Origin of the sequence: Streptomyces sp. NPDC047017 (assembly GCF_040644175.1) — a bacterium.
Lineage (GTDB): Bacteria > Actinomycetota > Actinomycetes > Streptomycetales > Streptomycetaceae > Streptomyces.
Map to the genome: position 1 here is coordinate 353,071 of NZ_JBEYVW010000002.1, position 16,002 is coordinate 369,072.

Annotated in this window: 15 protein-coding genes; 8 read left to right on the top strand and 7 right to left on the bottom strand. The window is 74.9% G+C overall.

Annotated elements, in window-relative coordinates; translation table 11 throughout:
- Positions 1-8: 8 nt before the first annotated feature.
- The 3 genes from ABZ858_RS04880 to ABZ858_RS04890 are packed head-to-tail and all read left to right on the top strand — an operon-like array spanning position 9 to position 2,114.
- Positions 9-485, top strand: a complete 477-nt coding sequence (locus tag ABZ858_RS04880; protein ID WP_361372648.1) for a DUF2771 domain-containing protein — start codon at positions 9-11, stop codon at positions 483-485.
- Between the two features lie 11 nt (positions 486-496).
- Positions 497-1,240 (top strand): futalosine hydrolase, encoded by a 744-nt coding sequence (locus ABZ858_RS04885; protein ID WP_361372972.1) that lies wholly within the window; start codon positions 497-499, stop codon positions 1,238-1,240.
- On the top strand, positions 1,221-2,114 hold the full coding sequence (locus ABZ858_RS04890; protein ID WP_361372650.1) for a 1,4-dihydroxy-6-naphthoate synthase: 894 nt from the start codon (positions 1,221-1,223) through the stop codon (positions 2,112-2,114). The genes ABZ858_RS04885 and ABZ858_RS04890 overlap by 20 nt, the downstream gene beginning before the upstream one ends.
- A gap of 7 nt (positions 2,115-2,121) precedes the next feature.
- On the opposite strand, the gene ABZ858_RS04895 is transcribed toward ABZ858_RS04890, so the two are convergent.
- A complete protein-coding gene (locus tag ABZ858_RS04895; protein WP_361372652.1) occupies positions 2,122-2,505 on the bottom strand; it encodes a cold-shock protein in 384 nt (127 codons plus the stop codon).
- A gap of 165 nt (positions 2,506-2,670) precedes the next feature.
- Between ABZ858_RS04895 and ABZ858_RS04900 the strand changes: the two genes are divergently transcribed.
- Entirely contained in the window at positions 2,671-2,922 is a 252-nt protein-coding gene (locus ABZ858_RS04900) for a hypothetical protein (RefSeq protein ID WP_361372654.1), read from the top strand.
- Here ABZ858_RS04900 and ABZ858_RS04905 read toward each other — a convergent pair.
- Together ABZ858_RS04905 and ABZ858_RS04910 are read right to left on the bottom strand one after the other, a co-directional pair.
- Complete coding sequence (locus ABZ858_RS04905) at positions 2,898-3,632, bottom strand: HAD family hydrolase (protein ID WP_361372656.1); 735 nt, start codon at positions 3,630-3,632, stop codon at positions 2,898-2,900. The genes ABZ858_RS04900 and ABZ858_RS04905 overlap by 25 nt on opposite strands.
- Before the next feature lie 196 nt (positions 3,633-3,828).
- On the bottom strand, positions 3,829-4,962 hold the full coding sequence (locus ABZ858_RS04910) for a hypothetical protein (RefSeq protein ID WP_361372658.1): 1,134 nt from the start codon (positions 4,960-4,962) through the stop codon (positions 3,829-3,831).
- 142 nt (positions 4,963-5,104) lie between these two features.
- On the opposite strand from ABZ858_RS04910, the gene ABZ858_RS04915 reads away from it, so the two are divergent.
- On the top strand, positions 5,105-7,687 hold the full coding sequence (locus ABZ858_RS04915) for a helicase C-terminal domain-containing protein (RefSeq protein ID WP_361372660.1): 2,583 nt from the start codon (positions 5,105-5,107) through the stop codon (positions 7,685-7,687).
- 147 nt (positions 7,688-7,834) lie between these two features.
- Positions 7,835-9,481 carry a DNA repair helicase XPB gene (locus ABZ858_RS04920; RefSeq protein WP_361372662.1) on the top strand — a complete coding sequence of 549 codons (1,647 nt, stop codon included), beginning with the start codon at positions 7,835-7,837 and terminating at the stop codon, positions 9,479-9,481.
- Here the strand turns inward: ABZ858_RS04920 and ABZ858_RS04925 are convergent.
- Together ABZ858_RS04925 and ABZ858_RS04930 are read right to left on the bottom strand one after the other, a co-directional pair.
- The gene (locus tag ABZ858_RS04925; RefSeq protein ID WP_361372664.1) at positions 9,444-10,637 is read right to left on the bottom strand and encodes a glycosyltransferase 87 family protein; all 1,194 of its coding nucleotides are present in this window, start codon (positions 10,635-10,637) and stop codon (positions 9,444-9,446) included. The genes ABZ858_RS04920 and ABZ858_RS04925 overlap by 38 nt on opposite strands.
- Positions 10,638-10,654: 17 nt before the next feature.
- On the bottom strand, positions 10,655-10,840 hold the full coding sequence (locus ABZ858_RS04930) for a hypothetical protein (protein ID WP_361372666.1): 186 nt from the start codon (positions 10,838-10,840) through the stop codon (positions 10,655-10,657).
- Positions 10,841-11,361: 521 nt separating this feature from the next.
- On the opposite strand from ABZ858_RS04930, the gene ABZ858_RS04935 reads away from it, so the two are divergent.
- Entirely contained in the window at positions 11,362-13,326 is a 1,965-nt protein-coding gene (locus tag ABZ858_RS04935; RefSeq protein WP_361372974.1) for a UvrD-helicase domain-containing protein, read from the top strand.
- A gap of 424 nt (positions 13,327-13,750) precedes the next feature.
- Here ABZ858_RS04935 and ABZ858_RS04940 read toward each other — a convergent pair whose 3' ends face one another.
- Entirely contained in the window at positions 13,751-14,473 is a 723-nt protein-coding gene (locus tag ABZ858_RS04940; protein WP_361372668.1) for a copper homeostasis protein CutC, read from the bottom strand.
- Between the two features lie 89 nt (positions 14,474-14,562).
- Positions 14,563-15,240, bottom strand: coding sequence for a maleylpyruvate isomerase family mycothiol-dependent enzyme (locus tag ABZ858_RS04945; RefSeq protein WP_361372670.1), 678 nt, complete (start codon positions 15,238-15,240; stop codon positions 14,563-14,565).
- 81 nt (positions 15,241-15,321) lie between these two features.
- On the opposite strand from ABZ858_RS04945, the gene ABZ858_RS04950 reads away from it, so the two are divergent.
- Positions 15,322-15,975, top strand: a complete 654-nt coding sequence (locus ABZ858_RS04950) for a hypothetical protein (protein WP_361372672.1) — start codon at positions 15,322-15,324, stop codon at positions 15,973-15,975.
- The last annotated feature ends 27 nt before the right edge of the window (positions 15,976-16,002 follow it).

Sequence of the window (16,002 nt, forward strand, 5' to 3'; positions counted from 1 at the left end):
CTTCGGCCATGACCTCGCTGCAATCCGCCGTGCGACGCCGCCGCGCCGTCGCCGCTGCCGCCGCCGTTTCCGCCGGACTGCTCCTCCTGACGGCCTGCGACAAGCCGACCCCGATGGCCACGATCACCGTCGGCGACGACTCGGTGCACTCGGAGGCCACCTGCTACAACGACGGCAAGGCGCTGTCGACCGCCGACCTGGCCAAGTGCCTCAAGAACACGGACGTCGAGTCGATCAAGGTCGACCCGGACGACACCGTGCGCTTCGGCGTCGACCCGAAGCTCGCCGACGAGGGCTGGACGATCCTGATGAACGATCAGCCGCTCACCGACTCCAGCAAGAAGAGCTACCGCACCATCCCGGGCAGCGTGTTCTTCAACGCCCAGTACGGCGCCACCGGCAACTCGACGAAGGTCGCCATCAAGGAGGGCGAGAAGGACGTGAAGGGCCTGTGGACCTTCAAGCTGGAGAAGAAGTCCTCCTGACCGCACCCCCGGTGTCCGCCCCGCGCGTCCTCGTCGCCACCGCCGTCCCCGTCGAACGGGACGCGGTGGCACAGGCGTTCGCACAGCCTGGGCGGAAGCTGCCGCAGTCGGCGCGTGCGCTGCCGCTGCCCGGCGCGGACCTGCACCGCTTCGGCGGGTACGACCTGATCGCCGCCGGGGTCGGCCCCGCCCTGGCCGCCGCCACCACCGCGAGCGCCCTCACCGCCGCCGCGCTCGGCGGCGCCCCGTACGGCCTGGTCGTCTCGGCCGGTATCGCGGGCGGCTTCGCGCCCGGCGCGTCCGTCGGCTCCCTGGTGGTGGCCGACGAGATCACCGCCGCCGACCTGGGCGCCGAGACCGGCGACGGATTCCTGCCGGTGACCGAACTCGGCTTCGGCACCGTCACCCACCGTCCACCCGAAACACTCGTACGGGCGATCGCGGCCGCGACCGGCGCCGCCACCGGCACGGTCCTGACCGTCTCGACGGTGACCGGCACCGCCGCCCGCGCCGACGCCCTGCGCGGGCGCCATCCCCGCGCCCTGGCCGAGGCCATGGAGGGGTTCGGCGTCGCCGAGGCGGCCGCCGCGCACGGCGTCCCCGTCCTGGAGCTGCGCGCGGTCTCCAACCCGGTCGGCCCGCGCGACCGCGCCGCCTGGCGCATCGGCGACGCCCTCACCGCCCTGACCGAGGGCTTCGGGAAGCTCGCCCCCGTCCTGGAGAGTTGGAACCCACATGAGCCCGCAGACACCTGAGCGCCCGCAGACACCTGAGCGCCCGCAGATCCCTGAGCGCCTTCAGATCGCCTACTCGCCCTGCCCCAACGACACCTTCGTCTTCGACGCCCTCGCCCACGGCCGCGTCCCGGACGCCCCCGCCCTCGACGTCACCTTCGCCGACATCGACCTCACCAACGGCATGGCCGAGCGCGGCGAGCTGGACGTGCTGAAGGTGTCGTACGCGGTGCTGCCGTACGTCCTCGGTGCGTACGCGCTGCTGCCGTGCGGCGGCGCGCTGGGCCGGGGCTGCGGGCCGCTGGTGCTGACCCGGGAGGCCGACGCCGATCTGAAGGGCCGCACGGTCGCGGTGCCGAGCGAGAAGTCCACGGCGTACCTGCTGTTCCGGCTGTGGGCGGCGGACACCGTGCCCGGCGGGGTCGGGGAGATCGTCGTGATGCCGTTCCACGAGATCATGCCGGCCGTGCGGGACGGCAAGGTCGACGCCGGACTGGTGATCCACGAGGCGCGCTTCACGTACCGGAACTACGGCCTGCACAAGCTCGCCGACATGGGCGAGCACTGGGAGCACACCACCGGGCTGCCCATCCCGCTGGGCGCGATCATCGCGAAGCGGTCGCTGGGCGCGGACACCCTGACCCGGCTGGCCGACTCGGTCCGCGCCTCCGTGCGCGCCGCCTGGGACGACCCCGAGGCGTCCCGGCCCTACGTCATGGAGCACGCCCAGGAGATGGACCCGTCCGTCGCCGACCAGCACATCGGGCTGTACGTCAACGAGTTCACCGCGGGCCTCGGCGAGGACGGTTACGCGGCGGTCCGCGGGCTGCTCACCCGGGCGGCCGCCGAGGGACTCGTCCCGCCCCTCGCCCCCGACGCGCTCGCCTTCCCCTGAGCGCGGCTCACACGTCCAGCTGGTCGGCGACCGCGCGCAGCAGCCCGGCGACCTTCTTGCCGGAGGTCTTCTCCGGGTAGCGGCCGCGCTCCAGGGTCTGGCCGACGCTCTCCAGGAGGGTCGTCAGGTCCTGCACGATGGACAGCAGCTCGTCCGGCTTCTTGCGCTGGGCCGCGGCGACCGAGGGGGCCGGCTCCAGGAGCGTCACCGACAGGGCCTGGTCGCCGCGCTGTCCGGCGACCACCCCGAACTCCACTCGCTGTCCCGGCTTGAGCGCCTCTACTCCGGCGGGGAGGACCGAGGAATGGACGAAGACGTCACCGCCGTCGTCACGGGAGAGGAAGCCGAAGCCCTTCTCGCTGTTGAACCACTTGACCTTGCCGGTAGGCACGTCTGTCCTCGTCCCCGTACTCGTCGGAAAACTGCTTCTGAAACGGCTCTTGATAGCACTGGGGCGGGTCGCGTCCCGACCCGCCGGTACCAAGGCTAATGGTCGTGACGCGGGTGACAAGACGTCGCCCGGTCGTTCTCTCGCGCTGGGAACTACCCTGGTCCGGTGCGTGACAAAACCCAACCGAATTCCGCCGCTGCCGGTGACCGGCTGATCCGTGCCGGTGCCCTCGTGTTCTTCATCGGCACGCTGGCCACCATGGTGACCGTGGCCCCGCTGTTCTTCCACGCGAAGCCTTTTCCGACCTACATGTTCGGGCTGAGCATGCTCATGGGCGTCGGCTTCCTGATCGCCGGCGCCGGAGTGCTCCGGTCCGTCGCCGCCGGGCGCCGTCAGGCGCGGGGCGAGGCGGGGTAGCCCGGGCCGCCACCGGCACCCGCGTCCCCGGCATCGCAGGATTCACCGGATTCACCGGAATCACGGGAAACGCCGGGGGCCTGTTCGGCCGAAAAGCGCGCACCGAAGTCCGAAAGCCAATTCGGGAACTCGGTCAGATCGGCGAGGACGACGTCCGCGCCGGCCGTCCGCAGTTCCCGCTCGTCGCACGGCCCGGTGGCCACGGCCACCGACAGCGCGCCGGCCGTCCGGGCGCCGCGCACATCGCCCACGTGGTCGCCGACGTAGACCTGGGCGCCGTACTCGCGCAGCGCCTCGGCCTTCTGCTCCGCCCACAGGCCGCCGATCACCGCGTCCGGCTCGATGCCCAGGTGCTCCAGGTGCAGCTTGGCGTTCGGCTCGTACTTGGCGGTGACGACGATCGCCCGTCCGCCGGCCCGCCGGACCGCCGCGACCGCCTCGCGGGCGCCGGGCAGCGCGAGGGTGGGTGCTATGGCGGTGTCCGGGTACATCGCGCGGTACAGGTCCGCCATCTCCGGGACCCGCTCGGCCGGGAACCAGTTGACCAGCTCGTCCTCCAGCGGCGGCCCGAGCCGCGTGACCGCCAGATCGGCGTCGATGGGGGTGCCTGTCCGCTCGGTCAGCCGCACGTAGCAGGCGTGGATGCCGGGGCGGGAGTCGATCAGGGTCATGTCGAGGTCGAAGCCGACGGTCAGCAGGCGCGAAGTCATATGGGCCATTGTGCCCAGGGCCCGTCACTCTCCGGCTTCCCGGGCCCGTGGATTTCCGGGTCTGTGGATTCCCGGGCCCGCGGCTTCCCTGGATCTATGGCTTCCCGGGGCCCGCGGCTTCCCCGGATCTATGGATTCCCGCGCCCGCGGCTTCTCCGGGCCCATGGCTTCCCGCGCCCGCGGCTTGCCCGCCCGTTCACCGCTGCCGCTGTGAGCGCCACGCCAGGAACAGGGCCGACAGGACGGCGGCGGCCCGTACCACCCAGGGCCAGGTCTGGGTGATCGCGTCGTTCATATGGCCCTGCGCGACGGGATCGCCCCAGCGGCCGTCCTGGCGGCCCCACAGCCAGACGGCTCCGGCCGCCAGCGCCAGCGCGGGCATGCCCATGACGGCCCACTGGGTCTCCGTCCGGGTCAGCCGCCGGGAGCCGTACGCGATGACCCAGCCGAACAGCAGCACGAACCAGTTGCCGAGGACCGCGCCCACCACCAGCAGGGCGGCGGCGAGCAGGAGCAGCGGATTGCTCCACGATCCCCGCGCCAGGCCGCGGGGCAGCAGGGCGAGGCGGCGGCGGGGCGCGGTCTCCACGGCGGCCTCGGCCGCGTCCTCCACGACGGCCGGGACGGGTTCCGCCTCCTTGGCGGGCTCCCCGGGCGGCGGGGCCTTGAGCAGCTCGGGGATCTCCACGCCGCCGACGAAACCGGGCACGTCGTCGCCGATGCCGAACGGGCTCTCGTCCACCCGGCCCGGCCCGCCCGCAGGCCCGGCCGCGCGCCACCAGTGCGGGTGTCCCGCCGCGCCCGCGCCCAGTTCCTCCGCGGTCGCCAGGTGCGGCGGGCGCGCGCCGGCGGGCGGGGGCGCGGGGCTCGCCGGGGGCGGGGCCGGGCGGGGGCGGGGCACCACCCGGCGCAGCCCCTTGGGCCGCGCCCGCTCCGCGCCGTCGGCCGCGTCCCCCTGAGCGCCGGTTCCGGCAGGCCGCGCGGCCGCGGTGTCGCGCTGCACGGGCACGGCGGGCCCGGCGGGCCCCGGGGCCTGCGTACTCCCGTATCCGCCGTATCCGCCGCCCGTGCCCATGCCCGTGCCCGTGCCCGTGCTCGCGCCCGTGCCGCCCGCCGCCGTGACGATGTCGTCGGGGCTGCCGAGGCGGTCGAGGATGCGGCGGACCGCCGCGGGACTGTCGACGGCGGCCCTGGCCCGGCACCGGTCGATCTCGTTGCGCAGCTCCGAGACGAGCCGCATCCGGGTGGCCGAGGACAGCTGGCGCTGCTGGGCGACGTCCCCGACACGGCTCAGATACTCGTAGACGACCTGGTCGCTCTCGATCCCCACGAACCCCTCCGGGGCGGCTGGCCGATGACCCCGTGGGACGACGGTACCGCGTGCGGGCCGGGCGCGGTGGCCGCCGCCGGGCGTGCCGTGCGCGCGTCGCACACGTGTCCCACCGCCGTGCCCACCCGCTACCGTGGGTCGGATGAGCAGCGATGAGAAACCGGCGGCGTCCCCCCGCTCGCTCGCGGAGGCGCTTCGCGCGCGCGACGACGCCCGGCTGGCCGCGCTGCTGCGCAGCCGCCCGGACCTCATCACCCCGGTCCCCACCGACCTCACCCAGCTCGCCACCCGGGCCGGCACCCGGGCCTCGGTGGTGCGCGCCCTGGAACGGCTGGACCGGTTCACCCTGCAGACGGCGGAGGCGCTGGCCGTGGCCGGCGACCCGGCGGACTCGGGCGAACTGCTCGGCCTGCTGGCCGGGGACGCCGGTGACCCCGCCGTCGCCGCCGCGCTGCCCGGCGCGCTCGACGTCCTGCGCGAACAGGCCCTGGTCTGGGGCGAGGACGACCGGCTGCGCCTGGTGCGCACCGCCCGCGAACTGCTCGCCCCCTCCGCGCAGCACCCCTCCCCCACCGGGCTCGGCCCGACGGTGCAGGAGGCCACGGCCGGCATGTCGCCGGGGCGGATCCAGGAGATCGTGACCGCGGTCGGGCTGCCCTCCACCCACGACTCGGTGTCCGCCGTCGCCTCCCTCACCGGCCTGTTCGGCGACCGCGGGCGGATGTCCGCGCTGCTCGCCGGAGTGCCGGAGGACTCCCTGGAGGTCCTCGACCGCCTGGTGTGGGGGCCGCCGTACGGCCAGGTGACCGCCGATCCGGCGCCCCGGCTGCGGCGGCTGCTCGACCGGGGGCTGCTGCTGCCCACCGCGCCCGGCACGGTCGTACTGCCCCGCGAGGTGGCCCTGCACCTGCGCGGCGGGCGGGCGCACCGCGCGCCGGAGCCGGTGCCGCCCGCCGTGGAGACGGCGGCCACGCACCCGCCCCGGATCGTGGACGCGACCGCGGCCGGGCAGGCGTACACCGCGCTGGCCACCGTCGAGGAGCTGCTGAAGGACTGGGACGAGGGCGGGCCGGCCGTGCTGCGCGCGGGGGGCCTGAGCATGCGCGACCTGAAGCGGACCGCGGTCGCCCTGGACGTGTCCGAGCCGGTGGCCGCCTTCTGGGTGGAGCTGGCCTACGCGGCCGGGCTGCTGGCCTCCGACGGCGAGGCCGACGAGCGGTACGCGGCGACCCCGGCGTACGACGAGTGGCGGGAGGCGCCGGCCGCCGAGCGCTGGGCGCGGCTGGCCCAGGCGTGGCTGGTAGCGACCCGGACGCCGGGGGTGGTCGGCGGGCGGGACGCCAAGGACCGTTCGCTGTCCGCGCTCGGCCCGGGCCTGGACCGCTCGGCCGCGCCGGAGGTACGGCACCGGGCGCTGTCCCTGCTGGCCGGGCTGCCGGAGGGGGCCGCGCCGTCCGCCGACTCGGTGTCGGCCCGGCTGCGCTGGGAGCGCCCGCTGCGCGGACCGCAGCGCGACCAGGACCACGATCTGCGCGAACGGCTCGCCCGGTGGACGCTGTCCGAGGCGGAACTGCTCGGCGTCACCGGCCGGGGCGCGCTGTCCGCGCACGGGCGGGCCCTGCTGGGGGCATCGCCCGCGCCGCCCGCCCCGGCCCCGCGGGCCGGGTCCGCGGGGCCCGGCGACAAGCTGCCCGTGCACCACCGGCACCACCGGCCCGCCGGGGCCCCGGGCGCGGGCCCGGCCACTCCCGGCGAGCCCCTGTCCCCCGCCGAGCAGGCGGCCGCCGCGGCCGCGGCCGCCCGCCTGCTCGACCCGCTGCTGCCCGAACCGCTGGATCATGTGCTGCTCCAGGCGGACCTGACGGCGGTGGCGCCCGGCCCGCTGCGCCGCCCGCTCGCCGATGTGCTCGGGGTGCTCGCGGACGTCGAGTCCAAGGGCGGCGCGACCGTCTACCGGTTCACCCCCGCCTCGGTGCGGCGCGCCCTGGACTCCGGCCGCACCGCCGCCGACCTGCACGCCTTCCTCGCCGAGCACGCCCGCACCCCGGTCCCGCAACCGCTGGCGTACCTGATCGACGACGTGGCCCGGCGGCACGGGCACCTGCGGGTGGGGGCCGCGTCGGCGTATGTGCGCTGCGACGACGACGCGCTGCTCAACGAGATCCTCGCCGACAAGCGGTCCGCCGGCCTGCGGCTGCGCCGCCTGGCGCCGACCGTGCTGGCCACACCGGCCGACCCGGCCGCGCTCCTGGAGGGGCTGCGCGCGATGGGCTACGCCCCGGCGGCCGAGTCCGCGGAGGGCGACGTGCTGATCGCGCGCGCCGACTCCCACCGCACCCCGCCGCGCACCGCGCCCGAACCGGTCCCGGACGGCCCGCCCGTGCCCGACGCCACGCTGCTCTCGGCGGCGGTCCGCGCGATCCGGGCCGGTGACCTGGCCTCCACCGCCCCGCGCAAGCCGACCGCGGCCCCGGCGGCCGACGGCGAACTGCCCCGCACCGGCTCCGCCGAGACCCTCGCCACCATGCAGGCCGCCGTGCTGACCGGCGAGTCGCTGTGGATCGGCTACGTCAACGCCGAGGGCACCGCCAGCCAGCGCGTCATCGCCCCGGTCCGCGTCGAGGGCGGTTTCGTGACGGCGTACGACCACACCGCCGACGAGGTGCGGACCTACCCGCTGCACCGGGTCACGGGCGTGGCGGAACTGGAGCCGGACGCGGAGTGAGCGGCCGCCGGGCCGTGCGGGCCCGCGGAGTGAGCGGCCGCCGGGCCGTGCGGGACGGGACGTTCGCCGCCCCGGGCCGTGCGGCCGGTAGGGCACACTGGAGTGTTGGCCGAGTCCTCCGGCCGTGTCAGCGAAAGGGTGCCGCGCGTGAATGGTCCGTTGATCGTCCAGTCCGACAAGACCCTGCTCCTGGAAGTCGACCACGAGCAGGCCGACGGCTGCCGTCGCGCCATCGCGCCCTTCGCCGAGCTGGAGCGGGCCCCCGAGCACATCCACACCTACCGGCTGACCCCGCTGGGCCTGTGGAACGCCCGGGCCGCCGGCCATGACGCCGAGCAGGTGGTGGACGCGCTGGTGCAGTACAGCCGCTACCCGGTGCCGCACGCGCTGCTCGTCGACATCGCCGAGACGATGGACCGCTACGGCCGCCTGACCCTCTCCAAGCACCCGGCGCACGGACTGGTCCTCACCACCACCGACCGGCCGGTCCTGGAGGAGGTGCTGAAGTCCAAGCGGGTCACCCCGCTGGTCGGCGCCCGCATCGACCAGGACACGGTGGCCGTGCACCCCTCCGAGCGCGGGCAGATCAAGCAGGTGCTGCTGAAGCTGGGCTGGCCGGCCGAGGACCTCGCCGGGTACGTCGACGGCGAGGCGCACCCGATCGAGCTGGCCGAGGACGGCTGGGCGCTGCGGCCCTACCAGAAGCAGGCCGTGGAGAACTTCTGGCACGGCGGCAGCGGTGTGGTCGTCCTGCCCTGCGGGGCCGGCAAGACGCTGGTCGGCGCCGGGGCGATGGCGCAGGCCAGGTCCACCACCCTGATCCTGGTCACCAACACCGTCTCCGCCCGGCAGTGGAAGCACGAGCTGGTGAAGCGGACCTCGCTGACCGAGGACGAGATCGGTGAGTACAGCGGGACCCGCAAGGAGATCCGGCCGGTCACCATCGCCACGTACCAAGTCCTCACCACCAGAAGGAAGGGTGTCTACCCGCACCTGGAGCTGTTCGACTCCCGGGACTGGGGGCTGATCGTCTACGACGAGGTGCATCTGCTGCCCGCGCCGGTCTTCAAGTTCACCGCCGACCTCCAGGCCCGGCGGCGGCTCGGGCTGACCGCGACCCTGGTGCGCGAGGACGGCCGCGAGTCCGACGTGTTCTCCCTGATCGGGCCCAAGCGCTTCGACGCCCCGTGGAAGGAGATCGAGGCGCAGGGCTACATCGCTCCCGCCGACTGCGTCGAGGTCCGGGTGAACCTGACCGACTCCGAGCGGCTCGCCTACGCCACCGCCGAGACCGAGGAGAAGTACCGCTTCTGCGCGACCACCGCGACCAAGCGGAAGGTCACGGAGGCGATCGTGCGCCGCTTCGCCGGGCAGCAGATCCTCGTCATCGGCCAGTACATCGACCAGCTCGACGAACTGGGCGAGCACCTGGACGCCCCGGTCATCAAGGGCGAGACCTCCAACGCCCAGCGCGAGAAGCTCTTCGACGCCTTCCGCGAGGGCGAGATCAATGTGCTGGTGGTGTCGAAGGTCGCGAACTTCTCCATCGACCTGCCGGAGGCCACGGTCGCCATCCAGGTCTCGGGCACCTTCGGCTCCCGCCAGGAGGAGGCCCAGCGCCTGGGCCGGGTGCTGCGCCCCAAGGCCGACGGCCACCAGGCCCACTTCTACTCGGTGGTCGCCCGCGACACGCTCGACCAGGACTTCGCCGCGCACCGCCAGCGCTTCCTGGCCGAGCAGGGCTACGCCTACCGGATCATGGACGCGGACGAGCTGCTGGCCGGGGAAGCCTGACCGGCTCGGCGTCGCCGCCCGGGGCGCGGCGCCCCGGTCCCCGCTCCAGCGCGGCCGCCGTGAGCAGGGCCAGGGCCAGCAGCGCGTAGGGCGACGCCAGCGGCTGCTGCCACCACGGCAGGCGCAGCGGCAGGCCGTCGGCGTGCGGGACGAGCCACATCGTGCGGGCCGTGAAGCACAGGGCGGTGACCGCCGCCCAGGCGCGGTGGCCCTCGGCCAGGAGCACGGCGGTCAGCGGAACGCACCACACCCAGTGGTGGGACCAGCTGATCGGTGAGACGAGCAGCGCGGTGAGGGCGGTCAGCAGGACGCCCCACCGCTCCCGCGGCGCCCGGCGGGCCAGCCACAGGCCCGCGCCGGCCACCGCGAGCGCCGGGAGCAGCCAGGCGAGGCCGGGCCCGGGGTTCCGCAGCAGGCGGGCGATCAGTCCCTGGAGGGACTGGTTGTCGATGATCCACAGTTTCCCCACTCGGTCGGTCTCGAAGACATGGCGGGTCCAGTAGGCGACGCTCGCCGCGGGCTGGACGAGCGCGCCCAGGGCGACGGACCCGGCGAACGCGGCCGTCGCCGTGGCCGCCTCGCGTCCGCGCCCGCGCAGCAGCAGATAGACGGCGAAGAGGCCCGGGGTGAGCTTGATCCCGGCCGCGACGCCGATCGCCGCGCCCCTGCCGCGCGCCCCCGGCGGCCGGGTCAGGTCCCACAGGACCAGGCAGGCCAGCGCGATGTTGATCTGCCCGTACCGGAAGGTCTGGAAGACCGGCTCGCACCAGGCGGCCAGGGCGGTCGCGGCGCACAGCGGCGCGGGGGTGGTGGCGCGGCCGGCGAGCCGGGCGGAGAGGTGGACGAGCCAGGCCAGCAGGAGCGCGTTGCCGGCCAGGAAGGCCGCCTTCAGCGCCGGGACGGGCAGCAGCGCGGTGGGCACGAACAGCACCGCCGCGAACGGCGGGTAGGTGGCCGGCAGCCGGCCGGCGGTGACCTCGAACCCGTACAGATCACGGCCGTGCAGGACGGCCGCGCCCTCCGCCCGGTAGACCAGGGCGTCCGGCATCGGCACCCGCAGGGCGGCGAACAGGACCCCGAGGGCGACGAAGGAGACGGCGAGGAGGACAAGGGGCGGCGCGGGGAGTGACCGGAGGGTCATCTTCCGTTCTGTCACGGAGTGACCCTAATCGTTCACTTGTGGCGTATGCCCGCTTCCTCGCCGTACTCCCCGAGGATGACCACGTCGAACGCGGCGCCCGCGAAGACCTTGACGGCGTGCAGCGCGTCGCCGAGACGGTGCTGGGGGTGGCTGCCGCGGACGGCCGTGGCACCGGCCGGACGGGCGGCGGAAGCTGGATGGATGGTTGCTGCGCTCATGGCTCAATGGTGGATCGCAGGACGTGAGGCCGGCATCGGTCCTGGGAGCCAACCTCCCTGCCCTCCGCGTACCCCTGTGGAGGGAGCGCATCCCCTACACCCGGCCATCGGTTTCCCCTAGGGGACCGGCTTCCGTGGACCGCCTTCCGGGCACCCTCGGCACCGCGGAATTCGGTTGGCCTTCCCGATCCCGGCGACCTAGACTCTCCGCTCTTGCCCGCCTCCCTCACGGAGTGCCGCCGCCCGGACGGAAACCGGCCGGCAGATCCCGCAGCCGGCGGCCGGCGCCCCGCCCCCGGCCCGGCGCGGCCGTCCGCCCGTCCCGTAGGTCCTCCGGAGGCACTCCCTTGTCGTCCTCGTCCACGCCCACCGACCCCGCGGTACGCCCCACCGGCCCGGCAGAACACGCCGCCGGCCTGGCGGAACAACCGGCCGACCCGGCGGACCGCCCGGCCGGCGCCGACGATCCCCTCGGCCGCGAGCGGTCCCATCTGGCCGCCTCCCGGTCCGCCCTGCGGGCCATGCGCGAGGACGTCGAGTCGCTCGACATCCGCGACGTCAGCGCGAACTGGGTCAACGCCGAGGTGCTCGCCCGCCAGATCGACGAGCGCATCAAGGCGCTGGCCGACCTCAGCGACACCCCGCTGTTCTTCGGCCGCCTCGACTACCTGCACGCGCCGGGCGCGGACCGGGCGGAGGGCGCGGACGGGGAGCGCTTCTACATCGGGCGCCGGCACGTGCACGACGCCGACGGCGACCCCATGGTCATCGACTGGCGCGCGCCCGTCTCCCAGCCGTTCTACCGGGCCTCCAGGAAGGACCCGCTGGACGTCGGGCTGCGCCGCCGGTTCGGCTACACCGGCGGCGACCTCACCGCGTACGAGGACGAGCACCTGTCCGACCCGGCCGAGGCGGCCACCACCAGCAAGCTGCTCCAGCAGGAGATCGAGCGCCCGCGCGTGGGCCCGATGCGCGACATCGTGGCGACCATCCAGCCCGAGCAGGACGAGATCGTGCGGTCCGGGCTCTCCGGCACGGTCTGCGTCCAGGGCGGCCCCGGCACCGGGAAGACCGCCGTGGGCCTGCACCGCGTCGCCTACCTCCTGTACGCCCACCGCGAGCGGCTGGCCCGCACCGGCACCCTCGTCATCGGGCCGAACCGTTCCTTCCTGCACTACATCGAGCAAGTGCTGCCCGCGCTCGGCGAGTTGGCGGTCCAGCAGGCGACGGTCGACGATCTGGTGGCGCACGTGGAGGTGCGCGGCACGGACGAGGCGGCGGCCGCGGTCGTCAAGGGCGACGCGCGGATGGCCCAGGTGCTCAGGCGGGCGGTGTACGCGCACGTCACGCTGCCCACCGAGCCGGTCGTGGTGGTGCGCGGTTCCCGGCGCTGGCGGGTGCCGGCGTACGAACTGGAGGAGATCGTCCAGGAGTTGCTGGACCGCGGCATCCGCTACGGCGCGGCCCGCGAGGCCCTGCCGCAGCGCGTCGCACACGCCGTGCTGGTGCAGATGGAGCGGTCGGGCGAGGCACCGGACGACCGGGTGCAGGACTCCGTGGCCCGCAACTCCGCGGTGAAGGCGGCCGTCAAGGCGGTGTGGCCGCCGGTCGATCCGGCCAAGCTGGTGCTGCGGCTGCTGACCGACGCGGACTTCCTCGGCGCGCACGCCGAGGGGGTCCTCACCGAGGAGGAGCGCAGGACGATCCTGTGGGACAGGCCCGTACGGTCGGTGAAGTCCGCCAAGTGGTCGGCGGCCGACGCCGTGCTGATCGACGAGGCCGCCGATCTCGTCGAGCGCACGCACTCCCTGGGGCACGTGGTGCTGGACGAGGCGCAGGACCTGTCCCCCATGCAGTACCGCGCGGTCGGCCGGCGCTGCGCCACCGGCTCGGCGACCGTCCTCGGCGACCTCGCGCAGGGCACCACGCCGTGGGCGACCCGCACCTGGGAGGAGGCGCTGGCCCACCTCGGCAAGTCCGAGGGCGTGATCGAGGAGCTGACGGCGGGTTTCCGCGTGCCCACGGACGTGATCACCTACGCCTCCCGGCTGCTGCCGCACATCGCGCCGGGGCTGACGCCGGTCGCCTCCGTCCGCGAGAACCCCGGCTTCTTCGCGGTCCGGGCGAGCGGCGGGGACGCGGAGGTGGTGGCGGCCTGCGAGGAGCTGCTGCGCAACGAGGGCTCGACCGGCCTGATCGCCGCCGACGCCCGCGTGCCCGCGCTCGCCGGGGCGCTCACGGCGGCGGGGCTGACGTATCTGTCCCCCGGCGAGGAGACGACCGCCGAGACCCGGCTCACCCTGGTCCCGGCCTCCCTCGCCAAGGGCCTGGAGTACGACTATGTGGTCCTCGACGAGCCACAGGCCGTGGTCGACGGCGAACCCGACGAGCGCACGGGGCTGCGCCGCCTGTACGTCTCCCTGACCCGAGCGGTCTCGGGCCTGATCATCACCCACAGGGCCCCGCTCCCGCCCCAGCTGGCCTGAATCGGCCTGCGGCCGGCGCACCACCGGCCCGGCGGCACGGGCCGGCCGGACGCGGCACAGGGCCCGGCCGTGAGCTTCCCGGGCGCGGCCCGGCTACGAGACCGACACCCGGAGGCGGGCGCACCGAATGCGCCGGGCGCCGACCGGATACGCCGGGCGGCCGCCGGATGCCCCGGGCGCGTCCGGCGGCGCTACGAGCCTCCCGGCGCCGCCCGGCACGAAGCCGACGCCCCGCGCCGCCCCGGGCGCTCCGGAAACGCCGGGCGCTGGCCGGCCGCCGACCGGCCACCCGCCACCCGCCACCCGCCACCCGCCACCCGCCACCCGCCACTCACGCAAGCGACCGCCGCGCCCGGCAAGCGACCGCCGCGCCTCCCAGGCGGCGGGCGGTCAACCCCAGCCGGCCGCCGCCCCCGCCCCCGCCTCACATCACCGGCTGCCGTGCCGGTTCGCCGTCCAGGACCGTGCGCCACCGGGCGACCGCGTCCGCGGAGACGGGGCCGGTCCAGCCGGTGGGGCGGGCCGCGCCGCCGATGTGGAAGGTGTCGATGCCGGCGGCACGCAGCGGGGGCAGGTGTGCGAGACGGAGGCCGCCGCCGACCATGATCCGCTGCTCGTAGCCGGGCTCACCGCGGCGGGCCGCCTCCGCGAGGAGGGTCGGCAGGCCGTCGTCCACGCCGCTCGCCGCGCCCGCGGTCAGGTAGGTGTCCAGGCCCGGCAGCCCGTCCAGCTGCTTGCGCAGGGCGTCCCGGTCGGCGGACTGGTCGATGGCCCGGTGGAAGGTCCACGGGCAGCCGTCCAGCTCGGCGACGATCCGTTCCATGACCGCGAGGTCCACCGCGCCGTCCGGGTCGAGGAACCCGAACACGAACTCGCCGGCCCCCGCCGCCCGGAGTTCGCCCACGGCCCCCGCCAGCCTGTCCACACCCGCGGGGCCGCCCGCGGCGAATCCGTCCGCGAGCCGCACCATCACGCGCAGCGAGATGTCGACGGCGGCGCGGATCGCGGCGACGGTGCCGGCCGGCGGGGTCAGCCCGTCGGCGGCCATGTCGGTGACCAGTTCGAGGCGGTCCGCGCCTCCGGCCTGGGCGGCGACCGCGTCCTCGACGTCGAGGGCGATCACCTCCAGGACTGCACGCATGCTCATGGGACCCCTTTCCTCGGATTCCCCTGGGGCTATGACAGGTCTAGTCCAATATCAGGGTACGCCGAGTGGCGGCGGGGGCCGACAGCCGGTCACCCGAAGATGTTCAGCTCCGCCCGCTCGGCACCCGCCAGTTCGAATCCGGCGGCCGCCGGGACCGGACGCCCCGCGTAGAGCCGTACGAGGGTGGCGGCGTCGCCGATGTAGCGGGCCGGGGTCCGCTCGCCGCTCAGGTCGCCCAGCCGCAGCGGGTCGTCCACGTCGTCGAGGTCGGCGTGCAGCGGCAGGTGCCCCCGCTCCCGGGTGAACCGGGCGAGCAGCGGGAGCGCGTACGGCAGTCCCGCGCCGGCGTACGCGCCCGGCGTGTCGAGGGCCTCGCGCACATCGCCGGCGTGCACCCACTCGCCCAGCGCGATCCCGTCCAGCGCCCCGCCGGCCGCGGCGATCACCGGCCCCGCCTCGGTCATCCGGCGTTCCAGCTCGTCCACCACCCGGGTGTGCGTCCAGCCGGCCCGTTCGGCGATGTCCCGGTCGTTGGACCCGGGCGAGAACACGCCCTCCTCGAACCGGTTCTCCACCACCCTGGCCAGCACGGCGCAGCAGTGCGCGAGCACGTCCCGCACCGTCCACCCCGGGCAGCCCGCGGTCGGCAGCGCGAAGTCCGCCTCCGGCCGCGACCGCAGCAGCGGGATCAGCGCGTCCCGTTCCCCGGTGAGCAGCCGCCCGGGCAGCTCGGGGTCCCGTACCTCATGCACATCGACAGAAGTCATGCCCCCCACGCTAGGGCTTCCCCTTCGCCTCATGGCCGCACTCGCGGGGTTTCCCCCCGTCACCGACGCGACAATGGGCGCATGGCCGATCATGTCGACATCGACGACCTGCGCACCCGCTGGACCCGCGCCCTGGAGGGCGTACGGGGACCCGGTGGGGGACCCGACCCGGTGCCGTACGCCGACAACCTGCTCGCCCGCTGGCAGGAACCGCAGCGGCACTACCACACGCTCACCCATCTCACCGCCGTCCTCGACCACATCGACGTACTGGAGGAGTACGCCGACGACCCGGACGCGGTCCGGCTGGCCGCGTGGTTCCACGACGCGGTCTACCTGCCCGAACGTTCCGAGAACGAGGAGCGCTCCGCGCGGCTGGCCGAGCGGGCGCTGCCCGAGGCCGGGGTGGCGGCGCGGGCGGCCGCCGAGGTGGCCCGCCTGGTGCGGCTCACCACCGGCCACGACCCGGCCGGCGAGGACCGCGACGGCCAGGTGCTGTGCGACGCCGACCTCGCGGTGCTGGCCGGCCCGCCGTCGGCGTACGCCGCCTACACGGCCGCCGTCCGCGAGGAGTACCACTTCGTGCCCAGCGACGCCTTCCGTGAGGGCCGCGCGGCGATCCTGCGCCGACTCCTCGCCCTGCCGCTGCTCTTCCGCACCCCCTACGGGCAGCGGCACTGGGAGGCCACCGCCCGCTACAACCTGTCCTCGGAGCTGGAAATGCTGTCGCTCTGACCGCCGCGCCGTACCTACTCTTCGCCC